Annotated in this window: 16 protein-coding genes; all 16 read right to left on the bottom strand. The window is 42.5% G+C overall.

Annotated elements, in window-relative coordinates; translation table 11 throughout:
• Positions 1-23 precede the first annotated feature (23 nt).
• On the bottom strand, positions 24-581 hold the full coding sequence (gene nrdG / locus UE46_RS00940; protein ID WP_036059033.1) for an anaerobic ribonucleoside-triphosphate reductase activating protein: 558 nt from the start codon (positions 579-581) through the stop codon (positions 24-26).
• On the bottom strand, positions 574-2,724 hold the full coding sequence (gene nrdD / locus UE46_RS00935) for an anaerobic ribonucleoside-triphosphate reductase (RefSeq protein ID WP_036059032.1): 2,151 nt from the start codon (positions 2,722-2,724) through the stop codon (positions 574-576). The genes nrdG and nrdD overlap by 8 nt, the downstream gene beginning before the upstream one ends.
• 269 nt (positions 2,725-2,993) lie before the next feature.
• Positions 2,994-3,218 carry a helix-turn-helix domain-containing protein gene (locus UE46_RS00930; protein ID WP_036059031.1) on the bottom strand — a complete coding sequence of 75 codons (225 nt, stop codon included), beginning with the start codon at positions 3,216-3,218 and terminating at the stop codon, positions 2,994-2,996.
• 10 nt (positions 3,219-3,228) lie between these two features.
• Entirely contained in the window at positions 3,229-4,188 is a 960-nt protein-coding gene (locus tag UE46_RS00925; RefSeq protein ID WP_036059030.1) for an SDR family NAD(P)-dependent oxidoreductase, read from the bottom strand.
• A gap of 20 nt (positions 4,189-4,208) precedes the next feature.
• Positions 4,209-5,456, bottom strand: coding sequence for a hypothetical protein (locus UE46_RS00920; protein WP_036059029.1), 1,248 nt, complete (start codon positions 5,454-5,456; stop codon positions 4,209-4,211).
• Between the two features lie 22 nt (positions 5,457-5,478).
• Positions 5,479-6,519: a glycosyltransferase family 4 protein gene (locus UE46_RS00915; RefSeq protein WP_036059027.1), complete on the bottom strand. Its 1,041-nt coding sequence runs from the start codon at positions 6,517-6,519 to the stop codon at positions 5,479-5,481.
• Positions 6,520-6,541: 22 nt separating this feature from the next.
• Positions 6,542-8,089, bottom strand: coding sequence for a lipopolysaccharide biosynthesis protein (locus tag UE46_RS00910; RefSeq protein ID WP_036059026.1), 1,548 nt, complete (start codon positions 8,087-8,089; stop codon positions 6,542-6,544).
• A 108-nt stretch (positions 8,090-8,197) separates the two neighbouring features.
• A complete protein-coding gene (locus tag UE46_RS00905) occupies positions 8,198-8,641 on the bottom strand; it encodes an FAD synthase family protein (RefSeq protein WP_036059025.1) in 444 nt (147 codons plus the stop codon).
• Positions 8,638-9,486, bottom strand: coding sequence for a LicD family protein (locus UE46_RS00900; protein WP_036059024.1), 849 nt, complete (start codon positions 9,484-9,486; stop codon positions 8,638-8,640). Before UE46_RS00900 ends, UE46_RS00905 begins: the two co-directional genes overlap by 4 nt.
• A complete protein-coding gene (locus UE46_RS00895) occupies positions 9,476-10,192 on the bottom strand; it encodes a CpsD/CapB family tyrosine-protein kinase (protein WP_036059023.1) in 717 nt (238 codons plus the stop codon). The genes UE46_RS00900 and UE46_RS00895 overlap by 11 nt, the downstream gene beginning before the upstream one ends.
• A gap of 5 nt (positions 10,193-10,197) precedes the next feature.
• On the bottom strand, positions 10,198-10,893 hold the full coding sequence (locus tag UE46_RS00890; RefSeq protein WP_036059022.1) for a YveK family protein: 696 nt from the start codon (positions 10,891-10,893) through the stop codon (positions 10,198-10,200).
• On the bottom strand, positions 10,890-11,657 hold the full coding sequence (locus tag UE46_RS00885) for a WecB/TagA/CpsF family glycosyltransferase (RefSeq protein WP_036059021.1): 768 nt from the start codon (positions 11,655-11,657) through the stop codon (positions 10,890-10,892). The genes UE46_RS00890 and UE46_RS00885 overlap by 4 nt, the downstream gene beginning before the upstream one ends.
• A gap of 113 nt (positions 11,658-11,770) precedes the next feature.
• Positions 11,771-12,373: a sugar transferase gene (locus UE46_RS00880; RefSeq protein ID WP_233231008.1), complete on the bottom strand. Its 603-nt coding sequence runs from the start codon at positions 12,371-12,373 to the stop codon at positions 11,771-11,773.
• Between the two features lie 98 nt (positions 12,374-12,471).
• Positions 12,472-13,743 carry a nucleotide sugar dehydrogenase gene (locus tag UE46_RS00875; RefSeq protein ID WP_036059020.1) on the bottom strand — a complete coding sequence of 424 codons (1,272 nt, stop codon included), beginning with the start codon at positions 13,741-13,743 and terminating at the stop codon, positions 12,472-12,474.
• Positions 13,744-13,783: 40 nt separating this feature from the next.
• Positions 13,784-14,236, bottom strand: coding sequence for a DUF4352 domain-containing protein (locus tag UE46_RS00870; protein ID WP_036059018.1), 453 nt, complete (start codon positions 14,234-14,236; stop codon positions 13,784-13,786).
• Positions 14,237-14,405: 169 nt separating this feature from the next.
• Entirely contained in the window at positions 14,406-16,724 is a 2,319-nt protein-coding gene (locus UE46_RS00865; RefSeq protein WP_118907341.1) for an immunoglobulin-like domain-containing protein, read from the bottom strand.
• Positions 16,725-16,888: the final 164 nt, after the last annotated feature.

Here is a 16,888-nt window from a genome sequence, read left to right as displayed (position 1 = left end):
TTTCATACCCCCACAAATATTATTCACCTCAATTTATTATACAAAATAACATCAGTATACTTCAAAGATGCCCTCACATCAATAATTCGCTGGTTGCTCGAACCTTTAAATGCCAAATTTGGATCAAATAAATCCTGCTCGAAACGCCCATCAACAAGGACATCAACATAAGAAAGCAACTCCAATTTATCCGGAGTTTCCTGCATCAATTCTTCCCACGTATAGCCCGTCCACGACCAAATATCCTTCGAATCGTCAAACAGCGCACGAACTCTTTTTACAAGCGGCAAACACACACCTGTATTCAAAAATGGTTCCCCGCCAAGCAGCGTCAATCCTTGCACACTTTCATGCCACAAATCCGCAATAATCCGATCCTCCAGCTCATCTGAATACGGCGTTCCATATCGAAATGACTGCGCCGCCTTATTATAACAGCCCTCACAATGAAAAGGACAACCCGAAACATACAGGCTACACCGCACGCCCTCACCATCGACAAAATTAAACGGTTTGTAGTCGGCGATATAATTAGCAGAAAGCTTATCAGCACGCCATTCTTGCGGTTTCGGATTATTCATTTGGCGACTCCAGATGTTTCACACGCTGCGTAATCTCTTCATGTCTGCCGTGTACCATTGGACGCTTCATCGGATTTCCCAAATAACCACACGTTCGCTTCACAACATCCGCCGTTTCTGGGTCCGTATTCCCACATTGTGGACATTTAAAGCCCTCTGCGGTTGGCGCAAATTCACCCTCAAAATCACATTCATAACAGCGATCAATCGGTGTATTTGTTCCAAGATAAGCCACGCGATCATACGAATAATCCCAAACAGCTTCCAAAGCCTTCAAATTATGCGTCAACTTCGGATATTCACAATAATGAATAAAACCACCCGAACAATATTCGGGATATTCCATCTCAAAATCGAGCTTCTCAAACGGCGTCACTTTTTTGCGGACATCGTAATGGAACGAGTTTTGATAGTATTCCTTGTCGGTAATATCTTTAATATCGCCGTATTTCTCGCGGTCCAGGCGATTAAACCGGTCCGTCAAACTCTCGCTCGGCGTCGAATACACACTGAACCAATAGCCGTACTCCGCCTTCCAATCATCCGCGTAGCCTTTTAGCTCCTTCAAAATCTCGATCGTAAAGGCTTTCGCTTCCGGATTCGTCTCCCATTCGCCACCATAAAACATCGTCGCCGCTTCATACAAGCCGATATAGCCAATCGAAATCGTCGACCGTTCTTTGTTGAAAAGTTGATCCACGTCCTGCCCATCATCGAGGCGTTTTCCAAATGCTCCATACTTATATAAAATCGGCGCGTTCTCTGGCTTAGCCTCACGCACCCGTTCCAATCTGAAAAGTAGCGCGTCCTTCACCGTCTGCATCCGTTCCGTGAAAATTTCCCAGAATCGTTCTTTGTCGCCACCACTTTGAATCGCAATCCGCGGTACATTCAGCGTCACAACGCCCAAATTATTCCGTCCCGCATTCACAAAATTACCGTTTTCATCTTGCCAAGCCGGTAAAAACGAACGACATCCCATCGGCACTTTGAAATCACCCGCCAAACGCACAAGCGAATCGTAATTCAGCACATCTGGGTACATCCGTTTCGCCGAACATTCCAACGCCAACTGTTTAATATCATAATTCGGATCACTTTCCGCCAAATTCGTTCCCCGCTTAATCGAAAATACCAGTTTCGGAAAAATCGCCGTCTGTTTATCTTTACCAATCCCGCCAAGCCGAACCTTCAAAATCGCCATTTGAATCTCACGCGCAAACCAATCCTCGCCCAGCCCGAAGCCCAACGTCACGAACGGCGTCTGCCCATTACTCGTGTACAGCGTATTAATCTCATACTCCAAACTTTGCATCGCATCATAAATGTCTTTTCGCGTCCGTTCCTGCGCAAATTCCACCCGCTTCTCCGCCAAAACCCATTTTTCCGCTTCGCTCTGGTGCTTCGAGTAATTCAATTTCGCATACGTCGCCAAAACTTCATCAATCCGATCCACCGAACAACCACCGTACTGCGAACTCGCCACATTCGCGATAATTTGCGCAATTTGAGCCGTCGCAGTCTGAATCGATTTCGGGCTTTCCACATTCGCGTTTCCAATCGTAAATCCGTTCGCAAGCATGCCTTCAATATCAATCAAACAACAATTCGTCATCGCGTGATACGGACTATAATCAAGGTCGTGGAAATGAATGTCACCTTTCAAATGAGCGTTGGCCACGTGTTTGGGTAGCATATATTTCAGCGCATAGCTCTTCGCCACCGCGCCCGCCGTCAAGTCCCGCTGCGTATTAAAAACCGTCGCGTCCTTATTCGCGTTCTCGTTCACCACCGTTTTATCCTTATCGAGCAACTTCTGCACGCTCGTCGTCAAGTCTGTCATACTCGCCCGATGCGAATCCCGATCATGCCGATATTCAATGTAAGCCCGTGCCACATCCGGATATGTAGATTTCATCAGCTGATTCTCGACCACATGCTGAATCTCATCGATCGTCACCGCCGCATCGTTTGGTAAGCTTTTCACAATATCAACTAAAACTTCTTCCAAATAAGCCGCATCATCGACATCACAACTCACCATCGAAGCCTGCACCGCATTACGGATCTTGATGAGGTCAAACCCGACCTTCCGACCATCCCTTTTGATAACTAATTGTTCAGTTTCCTTCTCCACGTACATGTACTCCGCTTCCCTTCAAACACTATATATTGTATCTCCTTTTACATTATGACACAATATAAGCTTTTTTTCTAACGAAAATCCGAAGCACTTCAAAAATAGGCTATTCGAACGAACTTTCAAAAAAAGCTTGCCAAGAGAGAATGTGATTAAACCAGCAATCGTGATTCCGCCAGATAATAATAACTACATAGTGAAGAGGCTAATGGCTTATTTTTGCGAAAAAGCCTCTAAAACCAAAACGCGATTTCAGAGGTCTATTTCTTATATTAAACGGTATAATTATACTTTTTCCGTAACCAGTATGCGTCCGCTTTCCGATTCTCAATCTCATGTCGATAATAAAGCACCGCAGATCCTTTTTTGATCTTGTTGATTTTACCACGGGACACTAAGGAAAAGAAGCATTGGCGCGATATATCTAGGTACTCGATTGCCTCTCTCGTTGATAAGAAATACTCATCTAATAGTTCTAATAATTCTCTATTTTCCATGATGCCCTCCTTATTTCGCAACTTCTAAATCTGCTCTTAGCCGGGTTAAACCTTCATGTAAAGCGACTTCGCTCTTCCAGCCTAGTAAATTTTCTGCGCGCCCGGCGTCTAAAACCGAACGTCTAACATCGCCAGCTCGCGGTGCTTCCATGAAGATCGCCACATCTTTCTCAAAAACCGCTAAAATTTCTTTATAAATATCCAAAATCGCTATTTCTTCGCCCGTTCCGACATTTACAACCGTGTTTGTTGGTTTTTCGCTGGCTAATTTATTGATTTCAACAACGTCTGCTACATACACATAATCACGCGTACAGCCGTTTGGCATGTCTGGATACGTCATCAATACAGATGGTTTGTCCGCCAAGATGTTGTTTAAGAAAATCGGGATAACACCACATTCGCCGTCTGGCACTTGTCTTGGCCCATAAATATTGGCATAACGGACAACCGTGAAGTCGTAACCATATTGCGCGGCATACATTTCGATATATTTTTCACCTGTAAATTTCGTTAATGCGTATGGGGAAATGAGTTGTGGTGTGTCTGTTTCTGCCGATTTCTCATCGCCTTCAATTTTCTTACTTAGCGCGCCACCAGATGATACGTAGATGAAAATTTCGATTGGATAAGCTTTCACGCAGTCTAAAATGGTCATCAGGCCAACAAGATTCACGTCTAGATCGTAACTCGGATTTTCAACAGAATAGGCAACGGATTTTTGGGCAGCGTGGTGGTTGATCTGATTCGGTCTGTGTGTTTTGAATAGTTGCATCATCAATTCAGCGTCGCGGATATCACCTTGTACAAACGTGAAGGATGGATGCTTGCTAATGTCGGCTAGATTATTCATATTTCCGGATACTAAGTTATCGATACAGACAACATTGTAACCTTCCGCAAGATACATTTCACAAAGATGAGATCCGATGAAACCTGCGCCACCTGTGACTAAAATTGTTTTTTCCATTGTTTTTGCCTCCTGAATTTCTATTTTTGTGCTGCGGGGTTTTCGTCTTGTTTTTGACTGCGGTATTCATTATTTAAAGCAACCATGTAGATTGTTGCGAGTACGAGGAAAATACTTGTGTTGGATACTAAAACGGTGTCAATTGGGCTTGTTAGTAGGGCGTATACGAGCGGTAGGAAAATCAGAAACTTAATTTGGTACGTGCTGCCGATGATTTCTTTGTATAGCAGCCAGAAAATGTAGCCGATAATGACGATGATGAAAAACATACCGAGATAGCCAAGTTCTCCGATAATCATGGCCCAGTAAGAGTCGGTGACAAAGTTCGGGTTTTCTTGCGTCAATCCCCAGACACGAGAAATGCCATATTGTTCGTAAAGTGGGGAGTAGTTCAGGCGTGAGGCGTTAGAGCCGAACATTCCGAGGCCTGCGCCGAACGGGGCGTGCTCGCTTGCAATCGTGAAACTTGTGTCGAGCAATACGCCACGCGCTTCTCCGTCTGTCCCTAAGAATTGATTGCTGATACGGTCGCTTCCGAGCCAGTAGAAAACACCGCCGATTAACGCGTATACATAGATTGGAATTCGCTTGATGTATGGAAAAATGAGAATCAGTAGGATCAAGCAAAGGTAGAAGCCGATCGATGTTGTTCTTCCTGCTAAGAAAATGAGAATGAAGTTCGCGAAAATGATGTAGTATGGCATTTTTCCTTTTTCAGACCAGATGATGAAAATGTGGATGATCGTGATGACAATGATCGTTGCCGCGAATTGAGCTGGGTGGCGGAAACCAAAGGATACGGTCTCGATGCCAAAACGAATGTCAAATGGTTCTAAGAAGTGTAGTGCGACGTTGAGAATACCGACCATCAGGAAAACTGTGGTGAGGATGGTAGACATTCTTCTGAAAAACAGCGTACTTGTCTGGAATTTTGTGTTACGGAATAGGAACAGGCCACTCCAAAAAACGATGACGAATTTCAAAATCGAGAACATCGAGTAAATTTGGAGAAACATCGTGTTGCTTGGTTGGTGGAACGCGTTCGGGATGAAACAGTAGATGATGAAAATGATGCTGATGGCGAATAGTCCGATATCGCTTGGGCGAAGTGTGAAACGTTGCTTTGTTTCGAGGTAAGTCAGTTTCGCAATCGCACTAACCGCGAAGATCACAGCAATAATTTTATCAATAGAATCAACTTGTGGGATAACTTGTTGGATAAGGCTTGCGAATAGAGATAGTAGTAAAGCGATTAAAAAAGCAACCATGTTTCACACTCCTTCCTTCGTTTCAGATTGATTGATATAGCTGTTCCCACTTCGTATTACAAGCATCCATTGAAAATTGGGACTGGACGGCTTGGTGGGCTCTCGTACTCATTTCTTGGCGAGTTTCTTGGTTATCAAGTAGGTCTGCGATGGCGTCGTGTAGCTTATGGACATCTCCGGGTTCGATGAGAAGACCGTTTTGCTGGTTGTTGATGATTTGTGGGATGCCACCGACGTTGGTGCTGATATTCGGGATGCCGTGTGCCATTGTTTCGAGAATCGCCATTGGGAGCGCTTCGTGGTAGGACGGTAACACGTGTAGTAGTGCGCCTTCTAGGATGGTTTGTTTTTGCTCGCTTTCAACCCAGCCTCCTAGCGTGACGTTGGTCAGTTGATTTTGTTTGATTTGCTCTTCTGCACTTGAAATGTCGCCAATGCCGTAAAAGATGAATTCGTATTCTTGATAATTGGCACCGAGTGATTGAATCGCGCGAAGTAGGTCGTAGCTGCCTTTTTCTTGACTGATGTTTCCGAATGTGACAATCGTTTTGCTCGTGTTGTTATATGGATTGTTAAATGGAACTTCCACCGCGTTTTCCATGACGGTAACGGGGGTGTCGCACAGATTTTCGTAGTAGGTTTTCCATGCCTCACTTAGAACAATGATATAATCGAGGCGGTTTAGATGGTTCACGATGATTTTTTGTAGGAATTTGGGTTGTTTGTCGTAGAAAATGCCGAACCTTGAGCCGTGCATATGAAGCATGACCTTTGCTCTGAAAAGTTTGGCGATGTTGATGAAGATCATTTTGCGGTAGAGACTGCCTTTTTGAGAGGTGTGGATGTGCACGATGTTGATGTTTTGTGTGATCGCCAAGTAGCAGAGTTTCATGATGGCTTGCAGGAACATCCAGACTTTGAATAGCGGACTGCCTTCTTTCCAACTCGCAATGTAGTGGATTTTGACTTTTTCGCTGGTGAATGTTTTTTCGAAGTTGGCGATGACTGTGGCGATTCCGCCTTTCGATACGGATGCTGGGCCGATCATGATTACATTTTTCATTTGGCGTTTCTTCCTCTCTTCTTTATTCTGGTGTGATGCTTGTTTGTTTGCGTTTGATGATGCTTTTGACGCGGCGGATAATGGCTTGGCACTCGGCTTTTCGATAGAAAATCGCGAAGTAAATGACGTTTAGCAAGATGAAAAGTGTTCCTGCGCCGAGGATGAGTGTGAGCCATGTGCCTTGGTAAATCCAGTTCATGACTGGAATTGATGCGGCAAAAGCGATGGCTGTGATGACCGCATAACCGAGATACATTTTGAAATAGCTGCCGACTTTCTTTTTGAAGCTAAAACGGTAGACGAGGTACGGGTCGATGATGGTTGTCGTTGTGAGTCTTGAGATGATGGTTGCGACGATGACACCGATTAAGCCGAAATGTGTGGCGAAGATGATGGACAAGATGATGTTTAGAATGGCCATTGCGATTGGAACGTAGCGACCTTGGCGGAAAAGCCCCATCGTGGTGCGGTACGTGTAGCCTGGGAACTGCATGCCGTTGATGTAGAAGCTAGCGACGATGGCGAGCACAGTACCTGTTCCAAGCACGAAGCTTTCGCCGATCCACAGGGTGATGAACGGGTTAATGACGTTGAATAAGATGATGGAAAGCAAGAAGTAAATCCACGCGACGATGAAAAATAACTGCTTGAAAACTTGTTCTTTCTTCACGTCATTGTCTGCGTTGTTGAGATGCCCGATGCTGCCTGTAATCGAGTTCAGTGCGCGAGATAGGACTGTTACGACTGCGGCGATGATGAGCAAGTAGTTGGAGTAGATGCCAACGACGCTGAGTCCAAGAAAAGCGGCGATGATGATGCTGTCCGTGCCGTTCATGATGATGGAACCGAATTTATACATCGCGAGCGCTTTGACGTTTTGGAAAATCGTTTTGACTTCTGCTTTTTCGAGCTTCTCTGTGGTTTTTCCTTTGAGAAAGCTGTATTTCTTATTCGCGTGGATAGCTAGGAAAACGTTGAGGCCGAACGTGCAGACGACTTGGATGACAATGAAGCCGATATAGTCTCTTATGATATATAGGTACGTGAGTTGCACGAGGGACTGGACGAGGAAGAAGATTTGCTGGCTCACGTTGATGACATATTCTTTTTGATCCGCGGAGAAAATCGCTTTTTTGTAGGAAAACATATAGGAAATCGCCGTGTTTAGCAGGAATAAAAAGTAGATAATATAGATGTTTTCTGGGATGTTTGGAGGGTTTTTAATAAATAGATCTAAAAATGGCATTAAGAGTAATCCGACGATGAAAACGGTGAGCCCGATGATGCGATAAGCTTTGGCGTAGAGTGCCATGATGCCTTTGATTCGGGCTTTATTTTTGTCTACCATGCTTTTGTAAAGGCTGAAGATGATGGCATTCCCGATGCCCAGTTCGGCGAAAGATAGTACCATCAGGATGTTGGTGAACAAGGCGTCGAGTCCGAGATATTCTTTTCCTAAGAAGTAGATGAATACGGTTCGGTTGATAAAGCTTAAGATTAAGAAAATGACTTGTGTCCCGCTGCCAATGAGGAGGTTTTTAGCAACGAATGCTGTTTTTGTTTTTTCCAATCGGGTCACACTTCCTTTCTTTTAGTTGTTACCTTAAGTTTATCAGGAAAAGCCTTGAAAACAGGGATTTTCCAAGTATTTGATGCGTTTTGTCAAAAGTTTAAACAGTTAGATGCCAACGACTAAGCTGGTTTCTTGTTGGATTGTTTCGACAAGTTTTGTAGAGGATACGCCTGCTGTGTAATCGAAATAAACTACTTCAACGGCACGCCGCTTGAATTCTGCTTCTAGTTTGTTGAATGTTGGGCTGCCTTTCCAGTCGCTACCGTGGAACATCACGTCGATATTGTGATTATCAATCATGTTTAGTTTGCTTTCGTGGCTCGTTTGCGGCACAACTAGATCAACATATTGCAATGCTTCGACAATCGCTTTACGGTCGGCAAATGGGATAACTGGCGTTTTGTTTTTGTACGCTTGAACGAATTCGTCTGTACTTACGCCAACGATTAGGACGTCACATTGTGCTTTGGCGTTTTTTAAGATGTTTAAATGGCCGATATGGAATAAGTCAAACACGCCTGTAGTAAGGCCTACGCTATATTTTTTCATGAAATAATCTCCTCTTTCAATTGGATTCGTTTCGGTTTGTGGGTAATGCGTTTTTCGATTGGTGGTAATTCCATGTAATTGTCGCCGTAAATTCGTTCTAACCATTGGCGTGTTTCAGCGGGAATCCAGAACGTATACCCTTCAAATTTAGCTGTTGCAGTCGGGTTGTATATCGTTTTTGGCATCGTTTGTTTTTTATAGCCATATTGGCTGCCGTAATTGACGTAAAATGGGGTGCTCTCATCGTGATCGCTTTGCATGAGGTTTGTTAGAATATCGAATAACGTGCTTGATGGTAGCGATTTTGTCATTCTGAGAACGGCTTTTTTCCATGGTGCTACTTTGTGAATCGTTGTTTTTTCGTTCATTTTTAAAAATAGAAAGCTTCTTAATTGCTTTAAAACCCACCCCTTTGTGTGAAAAAGGAATCCAGTATTCTTTTTGGCGTTATCTAGTGGGAAAATATCAATGAAAACACCTTGGTGCTTTACGTTTGGTGAAGCGCTTTGTTCTTCAAAAATAGTACCGTTTTTCTTAATTTTTATGATTGGTAGGTAATATTCTGGATCGGTCGTCCCATAATGTAAAAACAAGGATTCGGGTAGTTCATATTTCGCAATTTGCTGAAATGCTTCGAAATCTTTACGCGGCATCGCAATATCAATGTCGTCATCCCAAGGGATAAAACCTTCATGTCGAATCGCGCCGAGTAATGTGCCACCAATCAGATAGTATGTCAGATCGTGTTTATCGCAAAGCATTGTCACATCGAGTAAAATGCTTAATTCGACCTGTTTTATGCCTTCGAGTAGAGCTGTTGTTAAATGGTCGCTTTTATTCGGCATAGTAGTAACCCTCCATTTTCATTTTTTGGTTGTTGAAGATACTGCCAATCACGTGGGCACTCGCGGTTTGTAGTTTTTGCAAGGCTTTTTTGCTATTTTCTTTGGAGGAGTGATCGCTTCGAACGAGTAGAATCGAGCCATCCACTAGGGAGCAGAGCAGTTGAGCATCCACGACGAGTTGGATTGGTGGTGTATCAAAGATGATTTGGTCAAATTGTTCGTAAAGGTCGGCGTATACCTGCTTCATTCGTTCAGAACCTAATAACTCTGATGGATTCGGCGGGACAATTCCTGCTGGTAATACGTATAAGTTTTCCGTATCTGTTTCACAAATTGCTTCGTCTATTGTGATTTTATTAGTTAAAATTCCTGTCAGTCCGTGGGAAATGGCTTCTGGGAATATTTTTTTCACGGTTGGTTTGCGTAAATCGCCATCGATGAGTAATGTTTTCTTGCCTTGTTGGGCGAATACGACGGCTAAATTAGCACAGATTAGAGATTTACCGGAATCCGGCTCGGAGGATGTGATCAGGATGGATTTCATAACCTTGTCGACACTTGAAAATTCAATGTTCGTACGAATGGAACGGAAAAGCTCTGAATGGGGAGATTTCGGGCTTAGTTTGGCTACGAGTTTTTGTGGTTCGCTTGTTTTTTGACGTCTGTGGCGTAATTCAGCATCCTTCTTCTTTTTTGATGATCTCATTTAGTTCATCCTTCCTCATGTTCTGGGATTTTAGCGATATTTCCGAGCAGTGGAATTCCTAGCTCATCGATCACATCTGATTCTTCTTTGAACTTGGTATTGAAGATGACGCGAATAATCATGATGACAAAGCCGATGAAGGTTCCAGCAACGGCTCCACCTGCGATAAGGATGGTGGCGCTTGGGCTCACTGGTTTGGGATTGGCCGCAACGGTTGCTTTGGCTAGTACGTCGATATTATTAACGTTCATCACATCTGGCGTAATTTTTATGAAGGAATCGGTGACTGCATTGGCGATTATCGCGGCTTGGGCGGGATCTTCGTCTTGCACGCTGACATTGATGACTTGGGAATTATGCTGACTGCCGACTGTGATTTTACCCATCAGATTTCCAGCGGTGTAGCCATTACCTAATTTCGTTGCTACATCATCGAGTATTCGTGGGCTTGTGAGTAAGGCTGTGTATGTGTTAACCAGCTGGATATTGGCTTGCACTTCGGAGGTTTGGAGATTGTTCACACCTGCAGCCTGCGCGGATTGTGTGACTAGAATCTGTGTTTTTGCTTCGTACATTGGTGTGATAAAAAATAGGAGTGCGACGCCTGCACTGAGCATGCCTATGATCGCGCTGCTTAAAAGTAAGAGGACGTGGCGTTTGATAATGCTGAAAATAGTTTTGATACTAATCGTTTCTGTCATTGTTTCTCCTTTCTAAGATAATGATCGGATTTCCAGAGTTTTACTTTTTCATTTTTAATGTGATTTAAAAATTGTAGATTACCTAGAAAATAGCGGCGAAACATGCGGCGTGGTTCTTGGATGAAGCGGTAAAACCATTCTAGGCCTGCTTTTTGCATCCATTGTGGGGCGCGTGTTGTTTTTCCAGCGATGACGTCGAAGCTGCCTCCAACGCCCATCACGAATGGGACGTTTAATCGTTCTAAGTGTTCGCTTGCCCAGTATTCTTTTTGTGGACTGGAGAAAGCTAGGAATAATACGTCGGCGCGGCTTTCACGGATCTGATTAGCGATGTTTACGGATTCCTCGGCTTGGAAATAACCATTTCGGAAACCAGCGAAGGACATCTTGGGATATTTTTGTTTGTAGTGTGATTCGATTTTTTCGATAACTTCTTGGGTGGCTCCGAGAAAATAGGGACGGTACTGTTTTTCGTTACAAATCTCAAGGAGTTGCTCGAATAAGTCGATGCCTGTGACGCGTTCTGGGATGTCGTGCCCGAGAATTTTTCCAGCTAGTACTATGGAAGAGCCGTCCGCATTGATGAGTGGCGATGCGTTGACGATATCTCTTAGTTTTGCGTCTTCGTACATGAGATTGATTTTATTTGCGTTGATGACGACGTGTTGTGTTGGTATTCTTTTTTTGATTATTTTTTCAATTTCCGTCAAGGTTTCTGATAGTGTGAGACAATCTAAGTGACTGCCAAGCAAATGCGTTCTCAATGGCGTTCTTCCTTTCTTGTTCTTTCTTATACTCTAAGTTTATCAGCAAAAGTCCTCAAAACTGGATTATTCCAGGTAATTGATGGCTTTTGTCAATTGTATAGAAAATCTAATTACATACCGTTTCCTTTTCCTGTGAATTCCTTAAATGTCCGTAGTAAAATCTTAATATTGAAGACAATCGAGCGTTTTTCGATATATTTTAAATCTAATTCGACCATTTCGTGGAAGCTTACGTTATTTCGGCCACTGACTTGCCATAAACCAGTACATCCTGGTGTGACAAGCAGGCGCTTCTTTTCGTAGTTAGTATAGTTTTCGTATTCAGTAGTTAGCGGTGGGCGTGGTCCGACGAAGGACATGTCGCCTTTTAGAATATTGATAAATTGCGGAAACTCGTCTAAGCTAGTTTGGCGAATCCACTTGCCTACCTTCGTAATTCGCGGATCGTCTTTTATTTTAAACATGTGGCCGCCCATTTCGTTCTGTGCTTGAAGTTGAGCTAACTGAGCCTCGGCATCGACATACATGGAGCGGAATTTATACATATAAAAAATTTTTCCATCCTTACCTACGCGCTTTTGTTTAAATAATATCGGGGCTTTCCAATTTTCGATTTTGATGCTTGTGGCGATAAAAAGGAGGACTGGGACTGAGATAACGAGCGCAAAGATCGCTGCAATGAAGTCGAATGCGCGCCATACTTTATCGTGTATTGGCTTTTCAGATGATTTACGTTGGTTTTGTGCATATTGTGATGCTGGTTGGGCTATTTTGAAATCGATTTTTTCCACCTGCGTTCACGTCCTTTATTTTAAATTGTTACTGCTTGTTGCTGTTTTTTTGCTTGATGCAGGTTACCATAGTTGTAATACGTCACATCTTCACCTACTGTTTGAACGGTATTTTTTGTGTCAAAAATCACTTGAGTACGCATTTTATCTGTGTAATTGGTTGGAATCTCACAGAACTCGCTGTGGTCGCTTAGTACGACGATCAACGAACTGTCTTCACATGCTTCTTCGCCTGTTAATGTAGCTGAGATCACGTGCGGATCGAAAGCTTTGACGTTAAATCCTGACTCTGTTAACAATTCTTTGATTTCCATTGCTGGGCTTTCGCGGATGTCATCGATATTTCCTTTATAGGTTAGGCCAAATAGCGTCACTGTGTTGCCATCTTGTTCTGCCATCATCGCCTTCACTTGCGCCACCACATGGGCTGGCATACTATTGTTGACTTCGCGCGCGGTTTGCATTAACGGTGATTGTTCTGGAGCTACTGCGATAACGAAGTACGGATCTACTGCTAGACAGTGTCCTCCAACGCCTGGTCCTGGTTGGTGCAAGTTCACACGCGGATGTTTGTTGGCCATCTCGATTACTCGTAAGGCATCGATTCCAAGGTGGTAACTAATTTTGGCAAGCTCGTTTGCAAGCGCGATATTGACATCGCGGAACGTATTTTCCATCAATTTGCTGAGTTCTGCTTCGCCTGCTTGAGCTTTGATAATTTCGCCTTCCACAAACGCACCATATACTGCAGTGGCTTTTTCGGTACATTTTTCGGTGATACCTCCGATGATTCGCGGGTTATGCACTAATTCATGCATGATATTTCCTGGCAAAACTCGCTCGGGACAATGCGCTAGGTAGATATCTTCGCCTACCGTGAAGCCTTCATTTTCGATAAGCGGTTGAACCACATCTACCATCGTTCGTGGTGCAATGGTTGATTCGACGATGATCGTGTCGTGTTTCTTCAAAGATGAGAGGAAGCTAGTTAGCGCGGATTCTATATATGCTGTGTCGCATGATTTATACAGATCGTCTTTGTTTGGCGTAGGAACAGCGATAATATAGGCGTCAGCGCTGACTGGAGTCGTACTTGCCTGAAAATTTCCAAGTGCGAGTGCTTCATTCAAATCTTTGGTCAAACCTGGTTCTTCAATATGAATCAAGCCGGCATTCAGATTCGCCGTCATCACTGGTGACAAGTCAACACCTGTTACCTTATTGCCATATTTCGCAAAAAGAATCGCCGTTGGTAATCCAATATAGCCAAGACCTACAACTGTAATCTTCATTTAAAATTCCGCCTTTCTTATTTTGGTTATTCGAGGATAATTATTTAGAGGGAACTGTAATCATCCATGCAATTTTGTCCATGGATTCTTCCGTGTTTGGCTCGTAAAGGACTGTGAATTGTTTTTGTTTCGTGGGGATTTCGTAGTACCCTGAACCTTTTAGCATCTTATCTTCTGCAATCTCATCGCCAAAGTTATTGGCATTTAGTCCGTAAACTTGATGTTTTTTCCCGTCCTCTGTTTGGATTACAAAGTCACCAGCTCCAGCGCCTGATACTTCTTTACCGATGTTTTTAACAGAAAAATCAATCTTTGCCATTTGCTTGTTATCATTGTTACTATCTTTCATCTCTACATTGCTGAGCGTTATTTCGAGATCGTTTGCCGTCCTTGTTTTACCGATATCATTGCTTGTCGTTTTTCCACAGCCAATCATGATAGCTACTAAGGTTAGACTTAGCGCAAGTAATGTCATCCAACTTTTCTTTTTCATAAAATGGGGTTCTTCCTTTCTTGTTTTGAGGTTAGTTGTTCTTGATCTACTACTAGCTTATCATCCAATTCCTCTAAAACCGCTCGATTCTAGATAATTGATTTTCATTGTCAATTTTAAAAAATGAGTGGCGATAAATTATTGATTTTTCGCCACTCATTTCAGCATTTTATTTAGGCTCTACTGTTACTGTTTGGCTATCTAGAAGTTTTCCTGCTTTGTCATAGGCTGAAATAGTTACGACTGTATCGCTATTTTTCACTTTGTCTTGTGCGTAGAATTTAAATGTGCCATCTGCGTTTAATGTGCCTCCACCGTATGTGTCTGTACCTACAGTTACTTTCAGTGATTTCACATCGCCAGTCATTTTTCCTGTAATGTTACTTGTTCCTAATTTAAACGTATCTGGTGTGATTGTTCCTGTTGTTGGTGCGTTTGTTTTGATTTTAACGGTTTTTGTATCCAGTAATTTACCAACGTTATCGTATGCTTTGACAACAACGACATCGGTTGCTTTTGTTACTTTATCGCTAGAGTAGAATTTGAATGCTCCGTCTGCTACTGTACCGCCTTTGTATGTCTTTGTTTCTTTCGCTGCATTTGTTACGGTTACTTCAATTTTAGACACATCGCCTGTATATGTTCCTGTAATGTTGTTGTCGCCTGGAATTGTCATCTCAACTGGTGTAATTTTACCTTCCGTCGCTACAATGAATTTCACTTGTTCGCGGGATAATTCTTTGCCATTTTTATCGTAAGCTACCATGATGATTTCGTGCGTCTTATTGATTTTTTTATCCACCGCGTAAAAGTTGAATTCGCCATTTTTAAGGGACGCGCCTTTATATTCCGTGCCATCTTGGATAAGGGAAATGCGTGCTACATCGCCTGTATAGCTTCCTGTGACATATTTATCTGTACCAATCGTGAAGTCATTACTTGTAATCGTACCTGTCGTTGCAGACTGGTTAGCGAGTAATTCTTTTGCTTTATCTAAGTTCGTTTGTAATCCTGCTTTTTTATCTGCATCTGTTACTGCATCGATTGCTTTTTGTGCTTCGTCAATTGCTTTTTGATCGGTTGTTTCTTTAATTGCGCCTGTTTCTGGGTTATTTTCGGTAAATAACTCTGCTACTGCTTTTGTTGCCGCTTCATCTTTGATCGCTTGTTCCGCTGCATTTTTTTCATTTAAAAGTACTTGCGCACGGTCTAGGTCTTTTTGTAGCGCTGCTTTTGCTGTCGCATCTTGGATAAGATCAATTTGTACTTGGGCTTCGTCAATTTTATCTTGGTTTGTTGTTGTTTTGATTTTATCTGTTGCTGGTTTGTTGTCTTGGAATAACTGATTGACTAGGAATTGGCCTAAAATTTGATTGTCTTTGTCTGTTGCTAAAGCTTCATTACGGTCATTTAATAGTTGTTGCGCTAGATTTAAATCACTTTGTAGCGTTGCTTTTACATCGGTATCTTTGATCGCGTCGATTTGCTCTTGAAGCGCGTCAATTTTTGCTTGATTTGTTGATTCTTTAATTGCTTCACTTGATGTCGTATCATTCACGAATAATTCATTGACTGCTTTTTTTATCGCATCTGTTTCTACTGCTGTTTCACGAGCATCTAATAAGTCTTGCGCTCTTTTTAAATCAGCTTCTAGCGCTGTTTTAGTCGTTAGATCCGTGACTTTATCGACCAAAATTCGTGCGTCATCAATAGCCGCTTGATCTGTTGTATCTTTCACTGTGTCTGCTTTTGGATCGTTGTTGTTGTATAATGCGTTGACTGCGTTACGTGCTGCTGTATCCGTAGCTGCGCTTTCATTTAGTAATGCTTGTGCCGCATTTAAAAGGTTCGTCAATCTTGTTTTTTCTGCAGAGGTTAAGGCACCAGAAGCTAGGTTTTTCGCTGTATTAATATCTGCTTGTGTGATTCCTGCACCTAATTGATTAAAGGCTGTGTCACTATAGAGGTTATATACGGCTTGACCATATAATGCTAATCCAGCATTTCCTGTCTGAACTAAGTTAAGATTACTGGAAGTAGCACGCTCATATGTGCCATCCGGTTTTAATGTTTTGAATGTGAGAGTCCCACTGTTTACTACTGTTTTAAGACTCATTGAAAATTCTTGCGGTGCATTAGTTGCAGCCGTTTTATACGAACGTTTGATGACTCCATCTTGCGAAATAACTTCAATTCCATATCCTTTATAAATTTTTGTCATATTCACATAAAGCACGTCGTCTTTAATCCTCACATCATTAAAGTAAGGGTTACCGCCTGCCGTTAGGTCTCCACTAAAGTCCTTGTACATGTTGGTGCTTCCTACTGGATAAACGGGTGCTACTTTTGTTTGAATTCCTTCTGCTGCTTTCGCGTTTGTTCCTGCTGCTTGTTTTGGAAATAAACTCATAGATGTTGGAAGTATTTGCGATGTTACGATGGCTGTTGTTAAGATACCTACTGCGATTTTTTTACCTGTATTTTTCATATTTATTTCTCCTCTATAATTCGTATTTTTTGAATAAAATTAATATTCCGTCTTTATTCCGATGTTTAATTGCATGAAATCCAGTTATTCATGTAAACTTTATTACCTCTACCGTTAATTTTAACAGTACTTGTGTTTTGTGTTTTCTAGTTAAATAGAATTAA

The sequence above is a fragment of the Listeria weihenstephanensis genome (assembly GCF_003534205.1).
Taxonomy (GTDB): Bacteria; Bacillota; Bacilli; order Lactobacillales; family Listeriaceae; genus Listeria_A; species Listeria_A weihenstephanensis.
Note: the sequence above shows the minus strand (reverse complement) of the source record. Positions and strands in the feature narration are given on the sequence as shown.